Source organism: Agromyces sp. NPDC056389 (genome assembly GCF_042262385.1).
Classification (GTDB): domain Bacteria; phylum Actinomycetota; class Actinomycetes; order Actinomycetales; family Microbacteriaceae; genus Agromyces.
In genome coordinates this window covers 425,339-450,374 of sequence record NZ_JBHJPN010000001.1, presented here as the reverse complement: position 1 = coordinate 450,374, position 25,036 = coordinate 425,339, and the positions used below count along the sequence as shown (strand labels likewise).

Below are 25,036 nucleotides of genomic sequence, written 5' to 3'. Positions count from 1 at the left end.
GGCGCATCGGCATGGCCGGGCTTCCGGCACCGGTAGTCTTGACGGGTGAAGACCTTCGACGAGCTGTTCATCGAGCTCGCTGACAGAGCCGCCACCCGCCCCGAGGGCTCAGGCACCGTGCGCGAGCTCGATGCCGGCGTGCACGCCATCGGCAAGAAGATCGTCGAGGAGGCGGCCGAGGTGTGGATGGCCGCCGAGTACCAGAGCGACGACGAGACCGCTGAAGAGATCTCCCAGCTGCTGTACCACCTGCAGGTGCTCATGCTGGCGAAGGGCCTCTCGCCCGCCGACGTGTACCGACATCTCTGATCACGCCCATGGCCGATCAGAACCGTCGACACGAAAGTACTGAAATGCTCCGAATCGCCGTGCCCAACAAGGGCTCGCTCGCTGAGACCGCCGCGCAGATGCTCTGGGAGGCCGGGTACAGCGGTCGCCGCGACCCGCGCGACCTGCACACCGCCGACCCGCGCAACGGCGTCGAGTTCTTCTACCTCCGCCCGCGCGACATCGCGACGTACGTCGGCTCCGGCGCACTCGACGTCGGCATCACGGGTCGCGACCTCCTGCTCGATTCCGGCTCGGATGCCTCCGAGATCGCGCCGCTCGGATTCGGCGACTCGACCTTCCGCTTCGCCGGCCCGGCGGGCGCCTTCACCGAACTCGCCGGCCTCGAGGGCGTCCGGGTGGCCACGAGCTACCCGGGGCTCGTCGGCGACTTCCTCGCCGGCCACGGCGTGACGCCTGCGAAGCTCGTGAAGCTCGATGGCGCCGTCGAGTCGGCGGTGCGCCTCGGCGTCGCCGATGCGGTCGCCGACGTCGTCTCGACGGGCTCGACGCTCCGTCAGGCCGGCCTCGAGATCTTCGGCCCTGTCATCCTCGACTCCGAGGCCGTGCTCATCGGCTCCGGTGTCGACAAGCCGGGGGCCGCGACGCTGCTCCGACGCCTGCAGGGCGTGCTCGTCGCGCGCCAGTACGTGCTGCTCGACTACGACGTACCGGTCGAGCACCTCGAGCGTGCGACCGCTGCGGCGCCCGGATTCGAGTCGCCCACGGTCTCGCCGCTGCACGATCCCGAGTGGGTCGCCGTGCGGGTCATGATCCCGCGCACCGACATGAACCACGTCATGGACGAACTGTACGAACTCGGCGCGAGGGCGATTCTCGTCAGCGCCATCCACGCGGCCCGGTTGTGAGGCGCGCGCATGTCTCTCGCCGTCCGTGTGATCCCGTGTCTCGACGTGGCAGCAGGCCGCGTCGTGAAGGGCGTGAACTTCCAGAACCTGCGTGACGCGGGCGACCCCGTCGAACTCGCGGCCCGCTACGCCGAGCAGGGTGCCGACGAACTCACCTTCCTCGACGTCACCGCCACGGTCGACGACCGCTCCACCACGTACGACATGGTGCAGCGAGTCGCCGAGCAGGTGTTCATCCCGCTGACGGTGGGCGGCGGCATCCGCTCGGCCGACGATGTCGCGCGACTGCAGGGCCACGGCGCCGACAAGGTCGGCGTCAACAGCGCCGCCATCGCCCGACCGGCGCTCATCGGCGAGATCGCCGACCGGTTCGGCGCGCAGGTGCTCGTGCTCTCGCTCGACGTCAAGCGCTCCGACCGCACGCCGTCGGGCTTCGTCGTGACGACCCACGGCGGTCGCACCGAGACCGAGCTCGACGCGCTCGAATGGGCACGCCGCGGCATCGAACTCGGCGCCGGCGAGCTGCTCGTCAACTCGATCGACGCCGACGGCACGAAGGCGGGCTTCGACCTCGAGCTCACGGCGCTCATGCACGAGCTCTCGACCGTGCCCGTCATCGCCTCGGGCGGCGCCGGCGCGGTCGCCGACTTCCCGCCCGCGATCGCTGCAGGGGCCGACGCGGTGCTCGCCGCCTCCGTGTTCCACAACGGCGAGCTGACCATCGGCGAGGTGAAGGCCGCGCTCGCGGCCGACGGGAGGATCGTGCGATGACCACCGAGTCCACCGTCGACGAGGCACTCGAGCGCGCGGTCTTCAACGCCGACGGGCTGCTGCCCGCCGTCATCCAGCAGTGGGACACCGGCGAGATGCTGATGCTCGGCTGGATGGACCGCGAGGCACTGCGGCGCACCCTGACCGAGGGGCGCGTGACGTTCTGGTCGCGTTCCCGCCAGGAGTACTGGCGCAAGGGCGACACTTCGGGCCACGCTCAGTACGTGCGCTCTGCTGCGCTCGACTGCGACGCCGACACCCTGCTCGTGCGCGTCGAGCAGATCGGCGCCGCCTGCCACACGGGCACCCGCACCTGCTTCGACGGCGATCCGATCGGCGCGACCCCCGGATTCCCGCCCGCCGACTGACGACTGACGACGAGGAGCACACGTTGGCCGACGCCACGACCACCTTCGAGGAGTTCACCGCCCTGCTCTCGGGGCGCCGGGTCGTGCCCGTCGTGCGCGAGCTCTTCGCCGACGGCGAGACCCCGGTGGGCATCTACCGCAAGCTCGCCGGCGGCCGGCCCGGCACGTTCCTGCTGGAGTCGGCCGAGCAGGGCGGCATCTGGTCGCGCTACTCGTTCGTCGGCGTCTCGTCGTACGGCGTGCTCACCGAGGCATCCGATCGCGTCGAATGGCAGGACTACGGCCTGAGCGCCGAGCGCGCCCTCGGCGACGCGGCCGGACTCGCGCCGCTCGCCGCACTCGAGGCCCTCTTCGAACGCTGGCGCACCGAAGACGTGCCCGGCGCCCCGCCCCTCACCGGCGGTCTCGTCGGCTTCATCGGCTGGGAGGCGATCCGTCAGATCGAGCATCTGCCGAACCGGCCGCCGTCGGAGTTCCCGATGCCGGGCCAGGCGTTCGCGTTCGTCTCCGAGCTCGTCGTGATCGACCACCGCACGGGCACCGTGCAGCTCATCGCCTCGGTGCTGAACGACCGGGACGAAGCCCCCGAGCAGCTCTGGAGGGGCGCGCAGGTGCGCCTCGACGGCATGCAGCAGGGTCTCGGCCAGCCGACCGAGGCGTGGCTCGCCGAGATCGACCTGGCGCGCGCCGCCGACCCCGTGCACCGCACCGAGAAGGCCGACTTCCTCGCGGCGGTCGACCGGTCGAAGGAGTACATCCGCGAGGGAGACATCTTCCAGGTCGTCATCTCGCAGCGCTTCGAGCAGGAGGCGACTGCGCATCCGATCGACGTGTACCGGGTGCTCCGCAGCCTCAACCCGAGCCCGTACATGTACCTCCTGCACCTCGAGGACACTTCGGGGGAGCCGTACTGGATCGTCGGCTCCTCGCCCGAGGCGCTCGTGAAGGTGCAGCAGGGCCGCGTGTTCACGCATCCGATCGCCGGTTCGAAGCCGCGCGGCGCGACGCCCGAGGCCGACGCCGATCTCGAGGCCGAGCTCATCGCCGACCCGAAGGAGCAGGCCGAGCACCTCATGCTCGTCGACCTCGCCCGCAACGACCTCGCGAAGGTCTGCACCGCCGGTACCGTCGAGGTGACCGAGTTCATGCGGGTCGAACGGTTCAGCCACATCATGCACCTCGTCTCGTCGGTCGAGGGCGACCTCGTCGGCGATGCGAACGCCATCGACGTGTTCCGGGCGACGTTCCCGGCGGGCACCCTGTCGGGCGCGCCGAAGCCGCGTGCACTCGAGATCATCGACGAGCTCGAGCCCGCCCAGCGCGGCCTCTACGGCGGCGTCGTCGGCTACTTCGGATTCGGCGGCGACGCCGACCTCGCGATCGCGATCCGCACCGCGACGATCTCGGGCGGCGTCGCCCGGGTGCAGGCGGGCGGCGGCCTCGTCGCCGACTCCGACCCCGAGTCCGAGTTCCAGGAGTCCCGCAACAAGGCGGCAGCTCCCCTGCGCGCCGTCGCGGTCGCGAACGCCATGCGCCGGGTGGAGTCGTGAACCCGGCCCGCATGAAGCTGCCCGCGATCGTCGCCACGGTCGTGGGAGCCGGTCTCGTGCTGCTCTCGTGGAGCCAGACCTGGTTCGACCTGCTCATCGAGGCGAGCACGACCGGCGGCACGGGCGAGCCCATCGCCGTCGCCGGCAGCATCGCCTCCCCGGCCCTCGCGGCGCTCGGCCTCGCGGGCCTCGCGCTCGTGGCCGCGCTCGCGATCGCCGGGCCCGGCATCCGGTTCGTGCTCGGCGTGCTCGAGGTGCTCCTCGGCGGCTGCGTGCTGCTCGCAGCGAGCCTGTCGCTCGCCGACCCGGTCGCCTCGGTCTCGCCGGCAGTGACGGATGCCACGGGCGTCGCCGGCGCCGCACCGACCGCCGAGCTCGTGGCATCCGTCACCGCGACGGTCTGGCCGGTGCTCGCGATCGCGGGCGGCGCGCTGCTCGTGCTGGCGGGGATCGCGGTGCTCGTGACGGGCGGCCGCTGGCCCGCCTCCTCGCGCCGGTACAGCGATTCCCGCATGGCCGCAGACGGCACGGCCGGCGCGGCCGCCGAACGCCCCGCCTCCGATCGCGCCATCGACGACTGGGACGGGCTCAGCCGAGGTGACGACCCGACCGACGACGAACCCGATGCCGACGACGCCGACGACGCCGACGACGCCGACGCGCGTGACGACGAGAACCCCAGTGACGCGAACCGCTAGACTGGCCGACGAAAACCCCAGCACGAAGGAGCATCATGAGCATTGAGACCGCAGATCCCGGCCACGGACACTCGCCCGCGGCATGGACCGCCGTCACGATCATGCTCATCGCATTCGTGATCGGCACGGTCGCCTTCTTCTTCGAGGCGGCGTGGCTGGTCTGGGCGTCGGCAGGTCTCCTCGTCGTCGGCCTGATCGTCGGCTGGGTGCTCGCGCGCGCCGGCTACGGTGTCGGCGGCTCGAAGGTCGCCGAAAAGGCGCACTAGTGCTCGCCGAGCTGACGGCGAACGCTGTCGCCGACGCTCTGGCGCGCCGCGAGAGCGCGCCGTTCGCGGCCGTCGAGGCTGCGGCGCTCGCGCGCCCCGCGGCACTCGACGCGCTCGAGGCGCTGTGCCCGGCGGCTCACGTCAAGGTCATCGCCGAGATCAAGCGCTCGAGCCCTTCGCGGGGCTCGCTCGCGACGATCAGCGACCCGGCCGCCCTCGCTCGCCAGTACGAGCTCGGCGGGGCGAGCGCCATCAGCGTGCTCACCGAGGGCCGCAAGTTCGGCGGTTCGCTCGCCGACCTCGAGACCGTGCGTGCCGCCGTGTCGCTGCCGGTGCTGCGAAAGGACTTCATCGCGACGCCGTACCAGGTGCTCGAAGCCCGTGCGGCCGGCGCCGATCTCGTGCTCCTCATCGTGGCGGCGCTCGACGATCCGACGCTCCGCGAGCTCCACGACCTCATCGTCGACCTCGGCATGACGCCGCTCATCGAGACGCACTCGGCCGACGAGCTCGAGCGCGCAGCGGCACTCGGCGCGCGCCTCATCGGCGTGAACGCGCGCGACCTCTCGACGTTCGAACTCGATCGTGACCTCTTCGGGCGTCTCGCGCCGCGATTCCCCGACGGCGCGATCCGCGTCGCGGAGTCCGCAGTGCTGTCCGCTGCGGATGTCGCGCACTACCGCTCATCGGGCGCCGACGTCGTCCTCGTCGGCGAGGCGCTCGTCACGGGCGGCGACCCGATTGCCAACCTCTCAGCTTTCCTGGCGGTGTGACATGGCGCTCAGAGCGCAGACCGGTCCCTACTTCGGCGACTTCGGCGGGCGCTTCGTGCCCGAGTCCCTCGTCGCCGCCCTCGACGAGCTCGGCGAGGCCTACGATCTCGCCAAGCTCGACCCGGCCTTCGGCGAAGAGCTCGCCGAACTCGGCCGCAGCTACACGGGCCGCCCGTCGATCATCACCGAGGTGCCGCGCTTCGCCGCCCACGCCGGCGGTGCCAGGGTCATCCTGAAGCGTGAAGACCTGAACCACACGGGCTCGCACAAGATCAACAACGTGCTCGGCCAGGCCCTGCTCACGAAGCGCATCGGCAAGACCCGCGTGATCGCCGAGACCGGCGCCGGCCAGCACGGCGTCGCGACGGCGACGGCTGCCGCGCTCTTCGGGCTCGACTGCGTCATCTACATGGGCGAGGTCGACACCGAGCGCCAGGCCCTGAACGTCGCGCGCATGCGGCTGCTCGGCGCCGAGGTCATCGCGGTGAAGGCGGGTTCGCGCACCCTGAAGGACGCGATCAACGACGCCATGCGCGACTGGGTCACGAACGTCGAGACCACCAACTACATCTTCGGCACCGTCGCGGGCCCGCACCCGTTCCCCGAGATGGTCCGCGACTTCCAGAAGATCATCGGCGAAGAGGCCCGCCAGCAGGTCATCGACCTCACGGGCGGGTTGCCGACCGCGGTCGCGGCCTGCGTCGGCGGCGGCTCGAACGCGATCGGCATCTTCCACGCCTTCCTCGACGACGAGGACGTCGCCCTCTACGGCTTCGAGGCCGGCGGCGACGGGGTCGAGACCGAACGTCACGCCGCGACCATCACGAAGGGGCGCCCCGGCGTGCTCCACGGAGCGCGCAGCTACCTGCTGCAAGACGAAGACGGCCAGACCATCGAGTCGCACTCGATCTCGGCCGGGCTCGACTACCCGGGCGTCGGCCCCGAGCACTCGTGGCTCTCGGCCATCGGCCGCGCGAACTACCGCCCGGTGACCGACGATGCGGCGATGCAGGCCCTGCGCCTCCTCACCCGCACCGAGGGCATCATCCCGGCGATCGAGTCGGCCCACGCTCTCGCGGGCGCGCTCGAGCTCGGCCGCGAGCTCGGCCCCGAGGCGACGATCCTCGTGAACCTCTCGGGTCGCGGCGACAAGGACATGGACACGGCCGCTCGCTACTTCGAGCTCTACGACCAGGAGAACGCCGAATGAACACGGTCGGTTCCGTCATCCGCCGTCGGAACGACGAGGCCGCCGGCGCACTCATCGGCTACCTGCCCGTCGGCTTCCCGACGTTCGACGAGAGCGTCGATGCCGCTGTGGCGATGGTCGAGAACGGCGTCGACATCCTCGAGCTCGGCCTGCCGTACTCCGATCCCGTCATGGACGGCCCGGTGATCCAGGCCGCCACGCAGCAGGCCCTCGCGAACGGCTTCCGCCTGTCCGACGGCTTCGAGGCCGTGCGGCGCATCACCGAGCGGGTGGATGCCCCGGTGCTGATCATGACCTACTGGAACCCCGTCGTGCAGTACGGCGTCGATCGCTTCGCCGACGACCTGGCGGCGGCCGGGGGAGCCGGGCTCATCACGCCCGACCTCATCCCCGACGAGGGGGCCGCGTGGATCGCGGCATCCGAGCGCACCGGTCTCGATCGTGTCTTCCTCGCAGCGCCCACCTCGACGGATGCCCGCATCCGGCAGGTCGTCGAGGCGAGTCGCGGCTTCGTCTACGCCGTGTCGACGATGGGCATCACGGGCGCCCGCAGCGATGTCGACCGGGCGGCTCGCACGCTCGTCGATCGCCTGACCGCCGCAGAGGCGCCGGCGAGCTGCGTCGGCGTCGGCATCTCAACGGCCGCCCAGGTCGCCGAGGTGCTCGAGTACGCGCAGGGCGCGATCGTCGGCTCGGCACTGGTGAACGCACTCGCAACGGGCGGCGTCGCCGCGGTCGGCGAGCTCTCCGCGGAACTCGCGCGCGGCACTCGCCCCTGAGTGAAGTACGCTCAATGAGGCCGTCAGCGGCCGAAGAAACCGAGGAAAGGCAGCAGCCGGCGTGATCGCACCGTTCAGCATTCCGAGCCCCGACCCCGCTTGGCGCACCCTCGAGATCCCGGTGCCGTGGGGCACGTTGTCGATCCAGATGTACGCGCTCTGCATCCTCGCCGGCATCATCCTCGCCGTCATCATCACCTCGCGCCGCCTGACCAAGCGCGGAGCCGAGCCCGGCATCGTGCTCGACATCGCCTTGTGGGCCGTGCCGCTCGGCATCATCGGCGCACGCATCTACCACGTCCTCACGCACCCCGACGACTACTTCTACGCCGGTGCGAACATCTGGAACCCCTTCCAGCCCGGGTCCGTCTGGGCGATCTGGGAGGGCGGCAACGCCATCTACGGCGCGCTCATCGGTGGTGCCGTCGGCGTGATCATCGGCTGCCGCTTCACGGGCATCCGCTTCTGGTCGTTCGCCGATGCGCTCGCGCCCGGACTCCTCGTCGCGCAGGCCATCGGCCGCCTCGGCAACTGGTTCAACCACGAGCTCTTCGGTTCGCCCACCGACCTGCCATGGGGCCTCGAGATCTCCTCCGACAACGCGGCCTTCCCGGCCGGCCTCGCCGACGGCACGCTGTTCCACCCGACGTTCCTCTACGAACTCGTCTGGAACCTCCTGGGAGCCGCGGCCATCATCCTGCTCGAGCGCCGGTTCAACATGCGCTGGGGCAAGGCTTTCGGCGTCTACCTGATCTGGTACGGCGCGGGCCGGGCGTTCTTCGAATCGATCCGCCTCGACCCGAGCGAGATGTTCTTCGGCATCCGCGTGAACGTCTGGGCGTCGCTCGCGGCCGTCGTGCTCGGCATCGTGCTGATCCTCGTGCAGCGCCGCCGGCACACCGGCGACGAGCCGAGCCCGTACGTGCCGGGGCGTGAATGGAGCGCGCCCGATGCTGAGGTAGACTCCGAAGACATCGAGTCCGACTCCGACTCTCTCGACGATGGCGTCGAGGGTGAGAGCGAAACGGGCGTGACGGCGGCCACAAGCCCAAGCCGATCCACCTCAGCGTAAAACGCCCCCGTAGAACGCTTCTCCGCAGCGACGCCGCACCACGCGTCGCGACATCTCCCTTGATGGGCCGACGACGTCCCCCGCTGCACACTTAGTTGATGAGGACGGTTCACGTGTCGCTCACCCCACCCTTCTCGAGGTTCGGTACCGTTCCGGCTGCCCAGGGCATGTACGACCCTGCCGCCGAGAAGGACGCCTGCGGCCTCGCGATGGTCGCCACCCTCCGTGGCACCGCCGGACACGACATCATCACCGCGGCGCTCGACGCGCTCCGCAACCTCGAGCACCGCGGCGCGGTCGGCTCCGACGCCGGCACCGGTGACGGCGCGGGCATCGTCACCCAGGTGCCCGACGCCTTCCTCCGCGCGGTGACCACCTTCGGTCTTCCAGCGGCAGGCGCCTACGCGGTCGGCAACGCGTTCCTCCCCGTCGACCCCACCGCGCGCAGCAGGGTCAAGCAGGCACTGGTCGGGCTCGCGGCATCCGAGGGTCTGTCGGTCATCGGATGGCGCGAAGTGCCCGTCCGTCCCGACGAACTCGGTTCGCTCGCGCGGGCGGCGATGCCGGTCGTGCAGCAGCTCTTCGTGCAGGCCGTCGCCACCTCGTCGACTGGTGCGACCGTGTCGGGCATCGAGCTCGACCGGCTGACGTTCCGGCTGCGCAAGCGCGCCGAGCGCGAGCTCGAGCTCTACTTCGCCTCGCTGTCCTGCCGCACCATCGTCTACAAGGGCATGGTCACGACGCTGCAGCTCGAGCCGTTCTACCCCGACCTCTCCGACGAGCGGTTCGCGTCGAAGCTCGCGCTCGTGCACTCGCGGTACTCGACCAACACCTTCCCGTCGTGGCCCCTCGCCCAGCCGTTCCGCATGATCGCGCACAACGGCGAGATCAACACGATCCAGGGAAACCGCAACTGGATGCGGGCGCGCCAGTCGCAGCTCGAGTCCGAGGTGCTCGGCGATCTCGCGCCCCTTCGGCCGATCGTCACGCCCGGTGCCAGTGACTCCGCTTCGTTCGACGAGGTCGTCGAGCTGCTCACGCTCGCGGGCCGCAGCCTTCCGCACGCCGTCATGATGATGGTGCCCGAGGCCTGGGAGAACCAGACCGAGATCGCACCCGAGCGCCGCGCGTTCTACGAGTACCACTCGATGCTCATGGAGCCGTGGGACGGCCCTGCGGCGATCGTCTTCACCGACGGTTCGCTCGTGGGGGCGACGCTCGACCGCAACGGGCTGCGCCCCGGACGCTACGTCGTGACCGACGACGGCCTCGTCGTGCTCGCGAGCGAGATCGGCGTGCTCGACATCGAGCAGAGCCGCATCGTGCGCAAGGGACGGCTGCAGCCGGGCCGCATGTTCCTCGTCGACACCGAGGCCGGGCGCCTCATCGAGGACGACGAGATCAAGGCCGAGCTCGCAGCAGCCGAACCGTGGGGCGACTGGCTCGAGCAGGGTCGCATCCAGCTCGCCGATCTGCCCGAGCGCGAGCACATCGTGCACCCGCCGGCATCCGTGAACCGCCGCCAGCGCACCTTCGGCTACACCGAGGAAGAGGTGAAGATCCTGCTCGCGCCGATGGCGCGCACCGGGCAGGAGCCGCTCGGCGCCATGGGCTCCGACACCCCGATCGCGGTGCTGTCGAAGCGCCCGCGCCTGCTCTTCGACTACTTCACGCAGCAGTTCGCGCAGGTCACGAACCCGCCGCTCGACTCGATCCGCGAAGCGGTCGTGACCTCGCTCGGCACCTCGCTCGGGCCCGAGCGCAACCTCCTCGACGCCGGACCCGAGCACGCCCGCCAGGTCGCGCTCACGTTCCCGGTGATCGACAACGACGAGCTTGCGAAGATCGTGCACATCGACCCGACGCCGGGCGCCCGCACGACCGTCACCATCCGCGGCCTCTACCGCTTCGACGAGGGCCCCGAGGCGCTGCGCAACCGCCTCACCGCCATCTGCGGTGAGGTCGACGAGGCGATCGCGGCCGGTGCGGCGTTCGTCGTGCTGAGCGACCGCGACTCCAACAAGGACCTCGCGCCGATCCCATCGCTCCTCATGCTCTCCGCCGTGCACCACCACCTCATCCGCTCCGAGAACCGCATGAAGGTCGGGCTCGTGGTCGAGGCCGGCGATGTGCGCGAGGTGCACCAGGTCGCGCTGCTCATCGGCTACGGGGCATCCGCTGTGAACCCATACCTGGCGATGGAGACATGCGAAGACCTCGTGCGTTCCGGCGTCATCACGGGCGTCACGCCCGAAGACGCGGTGCACAACGTCATCAAGGCGCTCGGCAAGGGCGTGCTGAAGATCATGTCGAAGATGGGCATCTCGACGATCTCGTCGTACGCGGGGGCGCAGGCCTTCGAGGCGATCGGGCTCGACCAGGGTTTCATCGACGAGTTCTTCACCGGCACCACCTCGAAGCTCGGCGGCGTCGGCATCGACACGATCGCCTCGGAGAACCTCGACCGGCACACGCAGGCCTACCCGCAGGATGTCGCAGTGCGCGCCCACGAGCGCCTGTCGACCGGCGGCGAGTACCAGTGGCGCCGCGACGGCTCGCCCCACCTCTTCAACCCCGAGACGGTGTTCCGCCTGCAGCACGCGACGCGCAACCGCCGGTACGACGTGTTCCGCGAGTACACCTCGCTCGTCGACTCGCAGGCCGAAGACCTCATGACGCTCCGCGGCATGTTCGCCCTGCGCACGGGAACCCGACCCGCGGTGCCGATCGACGAGGTCGAGTCCGTCGAGTCGATCGTCAAGCGCTTCTCGACCGGGGCGATGAGCTACGGCTCGATCTCGAAGGAGGCGCACGAGTCGCTCGCGATCGCGATGAACCGGCTCGGTGCGAAGTCCAACACCGGTGAGGGCGGCGAAGACCTCGACCGCCTGCTCGACCCCGAGCGGCGCAGCGCGATCAAGCAGGTCGCATCGGGGCGCTTCGGCGTCACGAGCATGTACCTGACCCATGCCGAAGACATCCAGATCAAGCTCGCCCAGGGCGCGAAGCCCGGTGAGGGCGGCCAGCTGCCGCCGACGAAGGTGTACCCGTGGGTCGCGCGCACGCGGCACGCGACCGCCGGCGTCGGCCTCATCTCGCCGCCCCCGCACCACGACATCTACTCGATCGAAGACCTGAAGCAGCTCATCTTCGACCTGAAGCGCGCGAACCCCAAGGCCCGCGTGCACGTGAAGCTCGTGAGCCAGTCGGGCATCGGCGCCGTCGCCGCCGGCACGGCGAAGGCCCTCGCCGATGTCATCCTCGTCTCCGGTCACGACGGCGGCACCGGTGCGAGCCCCCTCAACTCGCTGAAGCACGCGGGCACCCCGTGGGAGCTCGGCCTTGCAGAGACCCAGCAGACGCTCATGCTGAACGGCATGCGCGACCGCGTGGTCGTGCAGGTCGACGGACAGCTGAAGACCGGCCGCGACGTCGTGATCGGTGCGCTGCTCGGTGCGGAGGAGTTCGGCTTCGCCACGGCGCCCCTCGTCGTGCAGGGCTGCGTCATGATGCGGGTCTGCCACCTCGACACCTGCCCGGTCGGCGTCGCGACGCAGAACCCTGAGCTGCGCAAGCGCTTCACCGGCAAGCCCGAGTTCGTCGTCAACTTCTTCGAATTCATCGCGCAGGAGGTGCGGGAGTACCTCGCCGAGCTCGGCTACCGCTCGATCGACGAGATCGTCGGCCGTCGCGAGCTGCTCGACGTCGATCGCGCCCTCGACCACTGGAAGGCCTCCGGCCTCGACCTCACCCCGATGCTCGTCGGACCCGACTTCTCCGAGTCGGAGGCACGTCGGAACGTGCGCGGTCAGGACCACGAGCTCGAGGAGCACTTCGACAACGAGCTCATCCGCCGCAGCCGTCTCGTCCTCGAGCAGGGCGGCAGCATCGAGATCGCGTTGCCGATCCGCAACACGGAGCGAGCCGTCGGCACCATGCTCGGCCACGAGGTCACCGTGCGGCGCGGCGAGCACGGCCTGCCGAGCGGATCGATCGACATCACGCTCACGGGCTCGGCCGGACAATCCCTCGGCGCGTTCCTCCCCGCGGGCATCACGCTCCGCCTCGAGGGCGACTCGAACGACTACGTCGGCAAGGGTCTCTCGGGCGGGCAGATCGTGGTGCGCCCGTCGCGCGACAGCGGCTTCGTCGCCGAGCGCAATGTGATCGCGGGCAACGTCATCGGCTACGGGGCCACCCAGGGCAGCATGTTCATCCGCGGCATCGTCGGCGAGCGCTTCCTGGTTCGGAACTCCGGTGCCACCGCTGTCGTCGAGGGCGTGGGCGACCACGCGCTCGAGTACATGACCGGTGGTCTCGCGCTCATCCTCGGCGAGACCGGCCGAAACCTCGGCGCAGGCATGTCGGGCGGCACCGCCTACGTGCTCGGCCTCCGCGAAGAACGCGTGAACCGCGAATCGCTGGCGACCGGCGAGCTCGAGCTCCACCCGCTCGGCAGTGCAGATCGAGAGATCGTGCGCGACCTGCTCGAACAGCATGTCGCGAACACCGACTCCGCGGTCGCCGCATCGCTCCTCGCCGCCGGCGACGACGCGTTCGACCGCTTCACCAAGGTGCTGCCGCGCGACTACGCCGCAGTGCTCCGAACCCGCCAGAGCGCGGTCGACGAGGGGCTCGACCCCGACGGCGACGTGGTCTGGACTCGCATCCTGGAGGTTACGAATGGCTGACCAGATCGAGACGATGGACTCGGCTGCGCCCATGAACACTCCGGAGGTTACGAATGGCTGACCCGAAGGGCTTTCTGAAGGTCACCGAGCGCGAGTTGCCCAAGCGGCGGCCCGTTCCGGTGCGGATCATGGACTTCAAGGAGGTCTACGAGCAGGGCGACCCCGCGCAGCTCCGCCGTCAGGCCGGTCGGTGCATGGACTGCGGCGTCCCGTTCTGTCATCAGGGCTGCCCGCTCGGCAACCTGATCCCCGAGTGGAACGACCTGATGTACCGCGGCGAAGGCCGTGCGGCATCCGAGCGGCTCCACGCGACGAACAACTTCCCCGAGTTCACGGGGCGGCTCTGCCCGGCGCCGTGCGAGTCGGCGTGCGTGCTCGGCATCAACCAGCCGGCCGTGACGATCAAGCAGGTCGAGGTCTCGATCATCGACGAGGCGTTCGGCAACGGCTGGGTCCAGCCGCAGCCTCCCGGTCGCCTCACCGGCAAGACCGTCGCCGTCGTCGGCTCCGGCCCGGCCGGCCTCGCCGCCGCCCAGCAACTCACGCGCGCCGGTCACACGGTCGCCGTCTTCGAACGCGACGACCGCATCGGCGGCCTGCTCCGATACGGCATCCCCGACTTCAAGATGGAGAAGAAGCACCTCGACCTGCGGCTCGCCCAGATGACCGCCGAGGGCACCCGGTTCCGTGCCGGCGTGAACATCGGCGTCGACATCACGTGGGCGCAGCTCCGCGAGCGCTACGACGCCGTCGTGGTGTCGACCGGCGCGATCGTGCCCCGCGATCTGCCCATCCCCGGGCGCGACCTGCCCGGGGTGCACTTCGCCATGGACTACCTCGTGCAGTCGAACCGCCACCTCGCCGGCGACCAGGTCTTCGACCAGATCACGGCCGAGGGCAAGCACGTCGTCGTGCTCGGCGGCGGCGACACGGGCGCCGACTGCATCGGCACGGCGCACCGCCAGGGCGCGCTGTCGGTCACGAACCTCGCGATCGGCAAGGAGCCGAGCGCGAGCCGGCCCGAGCACCAGCCGTGGCCGATGCACCCGACGCTGTTCGAGGTGCAGAGCGCGCACGAAGAGGGCGGCAACCGCCAGTTCCTCGCCTCGACGGTCGAGTTCCTCGCGAACGACGCCGGTGAGGTGCGCGCGATCCGCGTCGCCGAGACCGAGTACCTCGACGGGCGTCGTGTGCCGAAGGCCGGCACCGAACGCGAAATCCCAGCCGACCTCGTACTCCTCGCGCTCGGGTTCACCGGGCCCGAGACCGCCGCGCTCGACGAGCAGCTGGCGCTGCCCGTGACCGACCGCGGCAACCTCGCTCGCGAGGCCGACTATGCGACCGCGCAGCCGGGCGTCTTCGTGGCCGGCGATGCCGGTCGCGGGCAGTCGCTCATCGTCTGGGCGATCGCCGAAGGGCGTGCTGCGGCATCCGCCGTCGACCGCTACCTTGAAGGCGAGACCCTGCTGCCGTCGCCGATCGCCTCGACGGCGCACGCCTTCTCCATCTGACCATGGCGCGCCGCATGGCGCGCTTCGACCAACACCCGGCGCTTTGCGCGGAACATGGGAGCACAAAATAATGAGACGAGCGAAGATCGTCGCCACCCTCGGGCCGGCGACATCGAGCTATGAGCAGATCCGGGCGATTCTCGATGCGGGCGTCGACGTCGCGCGGATGAACCTCAGCCACGGCAGCTACGACGTGCACGAGGGCGTCTACCAGAACGTGCGGAAGGCGGCGAGCGACTCGGGTCGTGCCGTCGCAGTGCTCGTCGACCTCCAGGGGCCGAAGATCCGCCTCGGCAAGTTCGCCGACGGGCCGCACGAGCTCGCCGAGGGCGACATCTTCAAGATCACCACCGAAGACGTCGTGGGCACGAAGGAACTCGTCGGCACGACGTTCAAGGGGCTTCCCCAAGACGTCAAGCCCGGCGACTTCCTGCTGATCGACGACGGCAAGGTGCGCGTCGAGGTCGTCGAGACCGACGGCGTCGTCGTCACCACCAAGGTCATCGTGGCCGGCCCGGTGTCGAACAACAAGGGCATCAACCTGCCCGGCGTCGCCGTCAACGTGCCCGCGCTCTCCGACAAGGACGAGGCCGACCTCCGCTGGGGCCTCGAGCTCGGCGCCGACCTCATCGCGCTGTCGTTCGTGCGGAACGCCTCCGACATCACGCGCGTGCACGAGATCATGGACGAGGTGGGCCGCCGCGTGCCCGTCGTCGCGAAGATCGAGAAGCCGCAGGCCGTCGACGCCCTCGAGGAGATCACCGAGGCGTTCGACGCCATCATGGTCGCCCGCGGCGACCTCGGCGTCGAGCTTCCGCTCGAGGCCGTGCCGATCGTGCAGAAGCGCGCGGTCGAGATCGCCCGTCGTCTCGCGAAGCCCGTCATCGTGGCGACGCAGATGCTCGAGTCGATGATCCACAGCCCGGTGCCGACGCGCGCCGAGACCTCGGATGTCGCGAACGCCGTGCTCGACGGAGCCGACGCCGTCATGCTCTCGGGCGAGACGAGCGTGGGGGAGTACCCCGTCATCACGGTGCAGACCATGGCGCGCATCGTCGAGTCGACCGAACAGCACGGGCTCGACCGCATCGCGCCGCTCGGCACGAAGCCCCGCACCCAGTCGGGCGCGATCACGGCCGCCGCAGTCGAGGTCGCCGACTTCGTCGAGGCCAAGTACCTCTGCGTCTTCACCGAGTCGGGCGAGACCGTGCGCCGCATGACGCGCCTTCGCTCGAAGATCCCCATCCTCGCGTTCACGCCCGACCCCGCGATCCGTCGCCGTCTGGCACTCAACTGGGGCGTCGAGTCGTTCGTCGTCTCCCGGGTGACCCACACCGACCAGATGGTCGGCCAGGTCGACGAGGCGCTCGCGAAGACCGGCAAGGCCGTCAACGGCGAGAAGGTCGTCATCATCTCGGGTTCCCCTCCCGGAATCCCCGGCACCACGAACGACGTGCGCGTGCACGTCGTCGGCGAGGTGCTCTAAGCCGCACACGAGAGGAGTCGGTCCGCGAGGGCCGGCTCCTTTCGCATGCCGGCGGCGACGAGCAGCGGATGTCGCAGCCGCCGCCGCTGGCACGGCGAACGCCTCGGGGTTCGAGATGACAGACTCGGATCATGGTCGAGTTCGAGTGCCGCACCCGTCTGCCGCTGACGGTGCAGCAGTCGTTCGACCGTTCCCGGAGCATCGACCTGCATGTCGCATCGATGGCGGATTCGCGGGAGCGCGCCGTCGCCGGCGTCACGAGCGGCCTCATCGGCTCCGGCGAGGAGGTCACGTGGCGTGCGCGCCATTTCGGCGTGCCGATCCGCATGACGAGCAGGATCAGTGGGTTCGATCCACCGTCGTCGTTCGTCGACGAACAGGTTCGCGGTCCGTTTCGCTCGTTCCGGCACGAGCACGAGTTCGTCGAGGACGTTGCGGGTGGCACGCTCATGATCGACCGCGTGCGGTTCGTCGCGCCGTTCGGCCCGCTCGGACGCGCCGCGGAGCTCGTGCTCGGCCCCTACCTGCGGCGACTCATCGAGCACCGCAACCTCGTCCTCGCCGCCGTCGATTCCCCGCCGTTCACGAAATGAGGTCGATCATGCCGATTCCCACCCTGCCCGCCAGCGGGTCGCCCGCCCTCGACTGGGCCGCACGATCGATGCCGCTGCTCGCCTCGACCATGGAGGCCCACGCAGGGGACTTCGCCGGGCGCCACGTCGGCATCTGCTTGCACATCGAGCCGAAGACGGGGGTGCTCGTGCACTGGCTGCTGACGGTCGGAGCGAAGGTCACCATCACCGGCAATCTCGGCACGACCGATCAGGCGACGGTCGACACGCTGCGGGCACTCGGCGCGACGGTCGTCGGCGGACACGACGACGATGCGGCGCAGCATGCGCGAAACCTCGATGCGCTCGCTGCCGCCGAGCCCGATGTGCTCCTCGACAACGGAGCCGAGACGATCGAGCGGTTCCTGCGCGGCGGCCCCCGCAGCGCCGCCTTCCTCGGGGCGACCGAGGAGACCACGACGGGCGGACGACGCCTCCGCGAACTCGACGTCGCTGCCGACTTCCCGATCATCGTCATCAACGACAGCCCGCTGAAGCTGCTGATCGAGAACGAGTTCGGCGTCGGGCAGAGCATCGTGCAGGGGTTCATGAACGCCACCAACGCGATGCTGCCCGGAACCCGGGCGACCGTCATCGGCTACGGCCCGTGCGGCAAGGGCGTCGCAGAGACGCTCGCCCGCCTCGGAGCCCGGGTGGGCGTCGCGGACACCGATCCGTATCGCGCGCTCGAGGCGATCATGCACGGGCACCGCGTCGCCCCGGTCGAGGCGCTGCTGCCGGAGACGCAGCTCGTGTTCCTCGCGACCGGACATCCGGGCGTGATCTCGGGCGAGCAGCTCGACCTCCTCGGCGACGGAGTCATGCTCGTCGGCGTCGGCCACGAGGCGGACGAGATCGACCTCCCGGCGCTGCGGGCGCGCGCCGTCCGCACCACGTCGCTCTCGGTCCCGTCGGGAGACGCCGATGCCCGGATCGTCTACGAGCTGGAGGACGGGCGCGAGGTCGTGGTGCTGCACGGCACCAAGATGATCAATCTCGTCGCAGCCGGTGGCAACCCGATCCAGGCCATGGACCTCGGCCTCTCGCTGCAGGCGGCGAGCCTCGCCGCGATCGCCCGTGGCGGGGTCGAGTTCGCCGGGCCGCACGGTGTGCCAGCCGACATCGACCGCGAACTCGCGACCGCGCTCGTCGGACTCTGGAGCTAGTGCCCGCGCCCGATTCGGAACGTGGTGCCGGTGGTGGGGGTCGAACCCACACGCCCTTTCGGGCAAAGCATTTTGAGTGCTCCGCGTCTGCCATTCCGCCACACCGGCCAAAGGCCTCGCTCAGAATACCGTAGGCTTTCCCCCGTGACAGACACCGAACCAACTCAGTCGGCACCGCGCCGCGTGGTCGTGGCGGAAGATGAGTCGCTCATCCGCCTCGATATCGTCGAGATCCTGCGCGACAACGGCTTCGAGGTCGTCGGAGAGGCCGGTGACGGCGAAACGGCAGTGGCCCTCGCCACCGAGCTGCGGCCCGACCTCGTCATCATGGACGTCAAGATGCCCCAGCTCGACGGCATCTCCGCAGCCGAGCGCCTCTCGAAGGGCCACATCGCCCCGGTCGTGCTCCTCACGGCGTTCAGCCAGAAGGAGCTCGTGGAGCGCGCCAGCGAAGCCGGCGCTCTGGCCTACGTCGTGAAGCCGTTCACGCCCAACGACCTCCTGCCCGCGATCGAGATCGCGCTGGCCCGCTACGCGCAGATCATCGCGCTCGAGGCCGAGGTCGGCGACCTCGTCGAGCGCTTCGAGACCCGCAAGCTCGTCGATCGGGCCAAGGGCCTGCTCAACGAGAAGATGGGACTCTCGGAGCCCGAGGCGTTCCGCTGGATCCAGAAGGCCTCGATGGACCGACGCCTGACGATGAAAGACGTCTCGCAGGCCATCATCGAGCAGCTCGCGGCCAAGAAGTAGCACCACAGGTTTCCAATACAGCGGATGCCGCGGCGACACGTGTCGACGCGGCATCCGCTGTTCTCGTCTCGCCTCAGGACGCGGGGCGGTCCTTGATGAGGTTGGTGATGCGGATCGTGGAGCACCGGCGGCCCTGATCGTCGGTGACGGCGATCTCGTGCGTCGTGAGAGTGCGCCCGAGATGGATCGGCGTGCAGACCCCGGTGACCCATCCGCTCGTCGCCGAACGCGTGTGCGTCGCGTTGATCTCGATGCCGACGGCGAGCCGGCCGGTGCCGGCCCAGAGGTTCGCGGCCATGGAGCCGAGCGATTCGCCGAGCACCACGTAGGCGCCGCCGTGCAGGAGCATCGCCGGCTGCGTGTTGCCCTCGACCGGCATTCTCGCGACGGATCGATCGACCGAGAACTCGAGGAACTCGATGCCCATCTTCTCGGCCAGTGCACCCGTTCCGCGGGTGTGGAGATAGTCGATCGGATCGCTCGTCTGGGTCATGCTCGCCTTCGAGATGGGCCGTCGGGCAGTGTCGTCGGCCGCTTGTAGTCTTGGGGGGTGTCGGACGCAGAAAAGCCTACCCTCCTCGTCGTCGACGGCCATTCGTTGGCCTTCCGGGCCTTCTACGCCCTCCCAGTCGACAGCTTCACCACCCGCGACGGTCAGCACACGAACGCCATCCACGGCTTCCTGTCGATGCTGCTCCTGCTGCTGCAGAACGAGAAGCCGACGCATATCGCCGTCGCCTTCGACATCTCGCGCGCATCGTTCCGCACGCGGGAGTACCCCGAGTACAAGGGCACGCGCGGCGAGACGCCGGTCGAGTTCAAGGGGCAGGTGCCGCTGCTGCAGGACGCACTGAAGGCCATGGGCGTGCGCACCCTCGAGAAAGAGGACTACGAGGCCGACGACATCCTCGCGACGCTCGCGGCCCGCGGTCGCGAAGAGGGGTATCGCGTGCTCCTCGTCTCGGGCGACCGCGACACCATCCAGCTCGTCAACGACGACGTCACGCTGCTCTACCCGAACACGCAGGGCGTCTCGCAGCTGAAGCGCTACGACACCGACGCGGTCGTCGAGCGCTACGGCATCCGCCCCGAGCAGTACCCCGACGTCGCCGCACTCGTCGGCGAGTCCAGCGACAACCTCATCGGAATCACGAAGGTCGGCGAGAAGACCGCCGTCAAGTGGCTCGGCCTCTACGGTTCGCTCGACGGCATCCTCGAGCACGCCGACGAGATCAAGGGCGTCGTCGGGCAGAACCTGCGCGACGAGAAAGAGAACGCGATCCGCAACCGCCGCCTCAACCGGCTCGTCACCGACGTCGAACTCGACGTCGCGATCGACGAGCTCGAGGCGAAGCCGATCGACATCGAGGCGGTGCAGCCGCTCTTCGAGCGGCTCGAGTTCCGCACGCTGTTCGAGCGGATGAAGAAGATCGTCGCCGGCAACGGCAACGGCAACGGCAACGGCGCGGCCGTGACATCCGGTGCGCCGGCGACCCCGGCCGCAGACGCGCCCGCCGCCCCCGCTGCTCCGAGCCCGCGCCGACTCCTCGACGAAGAGCTCGCCGCCTGGATCGAACGCGCCGTCATCGCCGAACCCGCGGGTCTCGGCCTCAGCCTCGAGGTGCTCGACGGCGCCGTGATCGGCGCCGGCATCGCGACGGCCAGCGAGTCCGTGCACCTCCCGTGGCAACAGGGGCGCACCGACTACGCGCCGTTCGAAGCGTGGCTCGCGAGCGATGCGCCGAAGATCATGACCGACGCGAAACCCCAGCTGAAGGCGCTCATGCGCTCGGGCCTCGCCTTCGACGGGCTCGTCGTCGACACGCTCGTCGCCGGATGGCTCGTGCGGCCGATCCTCGCCGAGAAGACGCTCGCCGACCTCGTCGAGCGCTACCTCGGCGAGACCGTTCCGCAGGGCGACCCCGCGCAGCTCATGCCCGAAGAGGGCACCGACGCCGGCGCCCCCGAGTACGCGTGGTACTCGCTGCGGCTCGCGCCGGTCGTGCTGCGCGCCCTGCCCGAGAGTTCGCGGCAGTTGCTCGCCGACGTCGAGATGCCACTCGTGGCGGTGCTCGCGGCGATGGAGGTGCGCGGCGTCACCGTCGATCACGACGAACTCTCCTCGCTCTCGGCCGAACTCGGTGCCCGTGCGGCAGGTCTCGCAGAGGCCGCCTTCGCCGAGATCGGGCGCGAGGTCAACCTGGGTTCCCCCAAACAGCTCCAAGAGGTCCTCTTCGACCAGCTCGGCATGCCGAAGACGCGGGCGACGAAGACCGGGTACACGACCGACGCGAGCGCGCTGGCCGACCTGCAGGAGTCGAACCCGCACCCGTTCCTCGGCTACCTGCTCGAGCACCGCGACGCGACGAAGCTGCGCCAGATCGTCGAGTCGCTCGACAAGTCGATCGCCGCCGACGGGCGCATCCACACGAGCTACGGCCAGATCGGCGCGGCCACCGGCCGCATGTCGTCGAACGACCCGAACCTGCAGAACATCCCGATCCGCACCGAAGACGGCCGCCGCATCCGCAAGGCCTTCCGCCACGGCGCCGAGTACACCGAGCTGCTCACGGCCGACTACTCGCAGATCGAGATGCGCATCATGGCGCACCTGTCGGGAGACCCTGGACTCATCGAGGCGTTCAACGCCGGTGAAGACCTGCACCGCTTCGTCGGCGCACGCGTCTTCTCGGTCGACCCCGCCGACGTCACGCCCGTGATGCGCACGAAGGTCAAGGCGATGTCGTACGGTCTCGCCTACGGGCTCAGCGCCTTCGGCCTCTCGAAGCAGCTCCGCATCGACCGCGCAGAGGCGACGCAGCTCATGAAGGAGTACTTCGAGCGGTTCGGCGCCGTGCGCGACTACCTGCGCATGGTCGTCGAGCAGGCGAAGATCGACGGCTACACCGAGACGATCTTCGGTCGCCGTCGTCCGTTCCCCGACCTCAACAGCCCGAACCGCGTGCTCCGCGAGAACGCCGAGCGGGCTGCGCTGAACTCGCCGATCCAGGGTTCGGCGGCCGACATCATCAAGATCGCGATGTCCCGCATCGAGAACGACGTGACGGCGCAGGGCATGGCCAGCCGCATGCTGCTCACGGTGCACGACGAGCTCATCTTCGAGGTCGCCGACGGCGAGTCCGAGGCGCTCGAGACGCTCGTGCGCGACCGCATGGCGAGTGCTGCCGAGCTGCTCGTGCCGCTCGACGTGCAGATCGGCCGCGGGGCGAACTGGGAGGACGCGGCGCACTGATCACGGGCACCCCCGTGAGGTGCGGGACGTCGGTCGGCTGCCATAGGCTCGCACCATGGCATCGAGTGAGCGCACCCCGACCGACGTCGATCGCATCGCAGAGGGGTGGGTCGACACTCTCGTCGAATTGAACCCCGGCGTCGGCACCTACATCGGTCGCACGACCTTCGACGAGCGGCTCGCCGACTACTCTCCCGAGGGCCACGAGCGCGGGGTCGCCGCCACGCGCGAGGCGCTCGCCGCGCTTCGTGCGGCGACGCCGGCCGACGGCATCGACCGCATCACCGTCGCCGACCTCGGCAGCGAACTCGAACTGGAGCTCGAACGGCACGATGCCGGTCTCCACCTGCGCGACCTCAACGTGATCGCGAGCCCGGCCCAGGACATCCGCGAGGTCTTCGACCTCATGCCCACCGATGCTCCTGAAGAGTGGGAGCGCATCGCGACCCGTCTCGGGGCCGTTCCCGGTGCGATCGACGGCTACATCGAGACCCTGCGCGAGGGCATCGCCCGAGGCGTCGTGCCCGCGGCGCGACAGGTGCGCGAAGTCGCGGCGCAGGCACGTCGCATCGCGAAGCCCGACGGGTTCTTCGGCACGTTCGCCGGCTCGGCGAAGGCGGGTGACGCCGAGCTGCCCGCGTCGATCACGAGCAGCCTCGGCACCGGTGCCGCGGAGGCCGCCTCCTCGTACGGCCGCCTCGCCGAGTTCCTCGAGACCGAGCTGCACCCGGTGGCGGGCGAGCACGACGGCGTCGGGCGCGAGATCTACGCGCTGCAGTCGCGCCACTTCCTCGGCGCGGTCATCGACCTCGACGAGACCTACGAGTGGGGCATCGAAGAGCTCGCACGCATGGTCGCCGAGCAGGAGTCCATCGCGAACGAGATCCTGCCCGGGGCATCCGTTCACGAGGCGATCGCGTTCCTCGACGGCGATCCGTCGCGCAAGCTCCACGGCACCGACGCGCTGCAGCGCTGGATGCAGGAGACGAGCGACCGGGCCGTCGCCGAGCTCGCGGGTACGCAGTTCGACATCCCGGCCGAGATCCGCACGCTCGAGTGCATGATCGCACCGACGCAAGAGGGCGGCATCTACTACACCGGTCCGAGCGACGACTTCTCGCGACCGGGCCGCATGTGGTGGTCGGTGCCCGAGGGCGTCACCGAGTTCGACACGTGGCGCGAACTCACGACCGTGTACCACGAGGGTGTTCCCGGCCACCACCTGCAGATCGGCCAGGCCGTCGTGAATCGCGGCCAGCTGAACACCTGGCGGCGACAGCTCGCCGGCACCTCCGGCCACGCCGAGGGCTGGGCGCTCTACGCCGAGCGACTCATGCAGGGTCTCGGCTACCTCGACGACCCGGCCGACCGGCTCGGCATGCTCGACGGCCAGCGCATGCGGGCCGCCCGCGTCGTGCTCGACATCGGGGTGCACCTCGGCAAGCAGCGGCCCGACGGGCAGGGCGCATGGACGGGCGACTACGCGTTCGAGTTCCTCGGGCAGAACGTCAACATGAACGAGGGCTTCGTGCGCTTCGAGGTGAACCGCTACCTCGGCTGGCCGGGCCAGGCGCCGTCGTACAAGGTCGGCCAGCGCATCTGGGAGCAGCTGCGCGACGAGGTCGCCCGCCGCGAGGGGGAGTCCTTCGACATCAGGGAGTTCCACCGCAACGCGCTCGCGCTCGGCGGCGTCGGCCTCGACACCCTGCGCTCCGCGCTGCTCGGTTGATCGCGTCGGTGTCGAGGCGGCACCGACCCGGGGGGTCGGCATGACGCGGGTGGTGATCGCCGGGGCCTCGGGCTTCATCGGCGGATACCTCGTCGCGAGGTATCGCGCTGCCGGCCTCGAGGTCCGCACGATCGGTCGGGGTGCATCGGCCGACGCCTCGTGGGAGGACCAGGCGGCGGTCGCCGCCCTCGTCGACGGATGCGACGTGCTCGTGAACCTCGCTGGCCGAAGCGTGAACTGCAGGTACACCCCGGGCAACCGCGCCGAGATCGTGCGGTCGCGGGTGGAGACGACCGCGGCGCTGCGTTCGGCCGTAGAGTCCGCCGCGTCGCCGCCGCGCGTCTGGTTCAACTCCTCGACGGCGACGATCTACCGACATGCCGAGGATCGCCCGATGACCGAGCGCGACGGCGAGCTCGGGAGCGGATTCTCCGTCGACGTCGCACGCGCCTGGGAGGGGGAGTTCTTCTCCGGGCACCTGCCGGCGACGCGTCGGGTCGCGCTCCGCATCGCGATCGTGCTCGGCGACGGCAGCGTGATGCGCCCGCTCGTCAGACTCGCGCGCCTCGGCCTGGGCGGCCCGCAACGCGACGGTCGCTGGCCTGCGACGCGCGCACGGCGGGCCGCGGGCACGCACCACGAGTTCCGCGCGAGTCGCGGGCGGCAGCGCTTCAGCTGGGTGCACATCGCCGATGTCGCCGGCATCATCGACTTCCTCGCCGGCCGGCCCGATCTCGACGGAGTCGTCAACGTCAGCGCCCCGAATCCCACCGACAACCGCACGCTGATGCGCACGATCCGACAGCTGGTCGGCGCGCCGTTCGGGGTTCCGGCATGGCGGTGGGTGCTCGAGCCCGCCTCCGCGGTCATCCGCACCGAGACCGAATTGGTCCTGAAGAGCCGGTGGGTCGTGCCCGAGCGACTGCTCGACGCGGGCTACGAGTTCGAGTACCCCGACCTCGAGCCGGCGCTTCGCAGCATCCTGAAGCCCGAATCCGTGCGTACCGAGGCCGTCAGCACGCCGACTCCGGGGGAGTGACCCTGCCGTTTGCCAACGAGGGAGCGATTCCGTTAGGATTGAGCGTCACTCGTGTGACATCCCTGTCCGCATGCCCATCGCGGAATCAACATATCGCTCTCCCTCGCGATGGGCTCG

The 25,036-nt window shown here is 69.8% G+C and carries 21 protein-coding genes and 1 tRNA gene; 20 read left to right on the top strand and 2 right to left on the bottom strand.

Translation table 11 applies throughout. The features are described from left to right. Positions 1 to 45: 45 nt before the first annotated feature. The 16 genes from ACFCVM_RS02190 (at position 46) to ACFCVM_RS02115 (ending at position 18,148) form a co-directional block, all read left to right on the top strand. Positions 46 to 309 carry a phosphoribosyl-ATP diphosphatase gene (locus tag ACFCVM_RS02190; RefSeq protein ID WP_056650691.1) on the top strand — a complete coding sequence of 88 codons (264 nt, stop codon included), beginning with the start codon at positions 46 to 48 and terminating at the stop codon, positions 307 to 309. 44 nt (positions 310 to 353) lie between these two features. Further along, positions 354 to 1,196, top strand: a complete 843-nt coding sequence (gene hisG / locus ACFCVM_RS02185; protein ID WP_375833310.1) for an ATP phosphoribosyltransferase — start codon at positions 354 to 356, stop codon at positions 1,194 to 1,196. Between the two features lie 9 nt (positions 1,197 to 1,205). Continuing rightward, positions 1,206 to 1,967: an imidazole glycerol phosphate synthase subunit HisF gene (hisF, locus tag ACFCVM_RS02180; protein WP_375833308.1), complete on the top strand. Its 762-nt coding sequence runs from the start codon at positions 1,206 to 1,208 to the stop codon at positions 1,965 to 1,967. Then, positions 1,964 to 2,335, top strand: coding sequence for a phosphoribosyl-AMP cyclohydrolase (gene hisI, locus ACFCVM_RS02175; RefSeq protein WP_375833305.1), 372 nt, complete (start codon positions 1,964 to 1,966; stop codon positions 2,333 to 2,335). The genes hisF and hisI overlap by 4 nt, the downstream gene beginning before the upstream one ends. 23 nt (positions 2,336 to 2,358) lie before the next feature. Beyond that, the gene (locus tag ACFCVM_RS02170) at positions 2,359 to 3,885 is read left to right on the top strand and encodes an anthranilate synthase component I (protein ID WP_375833303.1); all 1,527 of its coding nucleotides are present in this window, start codon (positions 2,359 to 2,361) and stop codon (positions 3,883 to 3,885) included. Further along, positions 3,882 to 4,583 carry a Trp biosynthesis-associated membrane protein gene (locus tag ACFCVM_RS02165; protein WP_375833300.1) on the top strand — a complete coding sequence of 234 codons (702 nt, stop codon included), beginning with the start codon at positions 3,882 to 3,884 and terminating at the stop codon, positions 4,581 to 4,583. Before ACFCVM_RS02170 ends, ACFCVM_RS02165 begins: the two co-directional genes overlap by 4 nt. Positions 4,584 to 4,618: 35 nt before the next feature. Continuing rightward, on the top strand, positions 4,619 to 4,849 hold the full coding sequence (locus ACFCVM_RS02160) for a DUF6704 family protein (RefSeq protein ID WP_375833297.1): 231 nt from the start codon (positions 4,619 to 4,621) through the stop codon (positions 4,847 to 4,849). Then, positions 4,849 to 5,622 carry an indole-3-glycerol phosphate synthase TrpC gene (gene trpC / locus ACFCVM_RS02155; protein WP_375833294.1) on the top strand — a complete coding sequence of 258 codons (774 nt, stop codon included), beginning with the start codon at positions 4,849 to 4,851 and terminating at the stop codon, positions 5,620 to 5,622. The genes ACFCVM_RS02160 and trpC overlap by 1 nt, the downstream gene beginning before the upstream one ends. A 1-nt stretch (position 5,623) precedes the next feature. Continuing rightward, positions 5,624 to 6,832, top strand: coding sequence for a tryptophan synthase subunit beta (gene trpB, locus ACFCVM_RS02150; protein WP_375833292.1), 1,209 nt, complete (start codon positions 5,624 to 5,626; stop codon positions 6,830 to 6,832). Beyond that, positions 6,829 to 7,611, top strand: a complete 783-nt coding sequence (trpA, locus tag ACFCVM_RS02145; RefSeq protein ID WP_375833290.1) for a tryptophan synthase subunit alpha — start codon at positions 6,829 to 6,831, stop codon at positions 7,609 to 7,611. Before trpB ends, trpA begins: the two co-directional genes overlap by 4 nt. Before the next feature lie 61 nt (positions 7,612 to 7,672). Next, positions 7,673 to 8,683 carry a prolipoprotein diacylglyceryl transferase gene (lgt, locus tag ACFCVM_RS02140; RefSeq protein WP_375833287.1) on the top strand — a complete coding sequence of 337 codons (1,011 nt, stop codon included), beginning with the start codon at positions 7,673 to 7,675 and terminating at the stop codon, positions 8,681 to 8,683. A 98-nt stretch (positions 8,684 to 8,781) separates the two neighbouring features. Then, positions 8,782 to 13,374, top strand: coding sequence for a glutamate synthase large subunit (gene gltB, locus ACFCVM_RS02135; RefSeq protein WP_375833285.1), 4,593 nt, complete (start codon positions 8,782 to 8,784; stop codon positions 13,372 to 13,374). A gap of 53 nt (positions 13,375 to 13,427) precedes the next feature. Beyond that, positions 13,428 to 14,885, top strand: a complete 1,458-nt coding sequence (locus tag ACFCVM_RS02130) for a glutamate synthase subunit beta (protein ID WP_375833283.1) — start codon at positions 13,428 to 13,430, stop codon at positions 14,883 to 14,885. 70 nt (positions 14,886 to 14,955) lie between these two features. Then, positions 14,956 to 16,371 carry a pyruvate kinase gene (gene pyk, locus ACFCVM_RS02125; protein ID WP_375833280.1) on the top strand — a complete coding sequence of 472 codons (1,416 nt, stop codon included), beginning with the start codon at positions 14,956 to 14,958 and terminating at the stop codon, positions 16,369 to 16,371. A gap of 128 nt (positions 16,372 to 16,499) precedes the next feature. Continuing rightward, positions 16,500 to 16,964, top strand: coding sequence for a cyclase (locus ACFCVM_RS02120; protein WP_375836624.1), 465 nt, complete (start codon positions 16,500 to 16,502; stop codon positions 16,962 to 16,964). A gap of 8 nt (positions 16,965 to 16,972) precedes the next feature. Further along, complete coding sequence (locus ACFCVM_RS02115; RefSeq protein WP_375833278.1) at positions 16,973 to 18,148, top strand: NAD(P)-dependent oxidoreductase; 1,176 nt, start codon at positions 16,973 to 16,975, stop codon at positions 18,146 to 18,148. Between the two features lie 22 nt (positions 18,149 to 18,170). On the opposite strand, the gene ACFCVM_RS02110 is transcribed toward ACFCVM_RS02115, so the two are convergent. Then, positions 18,171 to 18,256: transfer RNA gene (locus tag ACFCVM_RS02110), tRNA-Leu, on the bottom strand. Positions 18,257 to 18,292: 36 nt separating this feature from the next. Here ACFCVM_RS02110 and ACFCVM_RS02105 point away from each other — a divergent pair. After that, positions 18,293 to 18,898, top strand: a complete 606-nt coding sequence (locus ACFCVM_RS02105) for an ANTAR domain-containing response regulator (protein WP_056009246.1) — start codon at positions 18,293 to 18,295, stop codon at positions 18,896 to 18,898. Positions 18,899 to 18,971: 73 nt separating this feature from the next. Here ACFCVM_RS02105 and ACFCVM_RS02100 read toward each other — a convergent pair whose 3' ends face one another. Next, positions 18,972 to 19,391, bottom strand: a complete 420-nt coding sequence (locus ACFCVM_RS02100; RefSeq protein WP_375833275.1) for a hotdog fold thioesterase — start codon at positions 19,389 to 19,391, stop codon at positions 18,972 to 18,974. Between the two features lie 57 nt (positions 19,392 to 19,448). On the opposite strand from ACFCVM_RS02100, the gene polA reads away from it, so the two are divergent. From polA to ACFCVM_RS02085, 3 genes are read left to right on the top strand one after another with little or no spacing between them, the layout of a single operon-like run. Beyond that, on the top strand, positions 19,449 to 22,151 hold the full coding sequence (gene polA / locus ACFCVM_RS02095) for a DNA polymerase I (RefSeq protein ID WP_375833272.1): 2,703 nt from the start codon (positions 19,449 to 19,451) through the stop codon (positions 22,149 to 22,151). Positions 22,152 to 22,206: 55 nt separating this feature from the next. Further along, positions 22,207 to 23,880 (top strand): DUF885 domain-containing protein, encoded by a 1,674-nt coding sequence (locus ACFCVM_RS02090; protein ID WP_375833270.1) that lies wholly within the window; start codon positions 22,207 to 22,209, stop codon positions 23,878 to 23,880. 40 nt (positions 23,881 to 23,920) lie between these two features. Next, on the top strand, positions 23,921 to 24,919 hold the full coding sequence (locus tag ACFCVM_RS02085) for an epimerase (RefSeq protein ID WP_375833267.1): 999 nt from the start codon (positions 23,921 to 23,923) through the stop codon (positions 24,917 to 24,919). The last annotated feature ends 117 nt before the right edge of the window (positions 24,920 to 25,036 follow it).

Coding starts and splice junctions, on each gene's coding strand:
- hisG (WP_375833310.1), top strand. CDS start 354: ATGCTCCGAATCGCCGTGCCCAACAAGGGCTCGCTCGCTGAGACCGCC.
- hisF (WP_375833308.1), top strand. CDS start 1,206: ATGTCTCTCGCCGTCCGTGTGATCCCGTGTCTCGACGTGGCAGCAGGC.
- hisI (WP_375833305.1), top strand. CDS start 1,964: ATGACCACCGAGTCCACCGTCGACGAGGCACTCGAGCGCGCGGTCTTC.
- ACFCVM_RS02160 (WP_375833297.1), top strand. CDS start 4,619: ATGAGCATTGAGACCGCAGATCCCGGCCACGGACACTCGCCCGCGGCA.
- trpB (WP_375833292.1), top strand. CDS start 5,624: ATGGCGCTCAGAGCGCAGACCGGTCCCTACTTCGGCGACTTCGGCGGG.
- trpA (WP_375833290.1), top strand. CDS start 6,829: ATGAACACGGTCGGTTCCGTCATCCGCCGTCGGAACGACGAGGCCGCC.
- gltB (WP_375833285.1), top strand. CDS start 8,782: ATGAGGACGGTTCACGTGTCGCTCACCCCACCCTTCTCGAGGTTCGGT.
- ACFCVM_RS02130 (WP_375833283.1), top strand. CDS start 13,428: ATGGCTGACCCGAAGGGCTTTCTGAAGGTCACCGAGCGCGAGTTGCCC.
- pyk (WP_375833280.1), top strand. CDS start 14,956: ATGAGACGAGCGAAGATCGTCGCCACCCTCGGGCCGGCGACATCGAGC.
- ACFCVM_RS02115 (WP_375833278.1), top strand. CDS start 16,973: ATGCCGATTCCCACCCTGCCCGCCAGCGGGTCGCCCGCCCTCGACTGG.
- ACFCVM_RS02100 (WP_375833275.1), bottom strand. CDS start 19,391: ATGACCCAGACGAGCGATCCGATCGACTATCTCCACACCCGCGGAACG.
- ACFCVM_RS02090 (WP_375833270.1), top strand. CDS start 22,207: ATGGCATCGAGTGAGCGCACCCCGACCGACGTCGATCGCATCGCAGAG.
- ACFCVM_RS02085 (WP_375833267.1), top strand. CDS start 23,921: ATGACGCGGGTGGTGATCGCCGGGGCCTCGGGCTTCATCGGCGGATAC.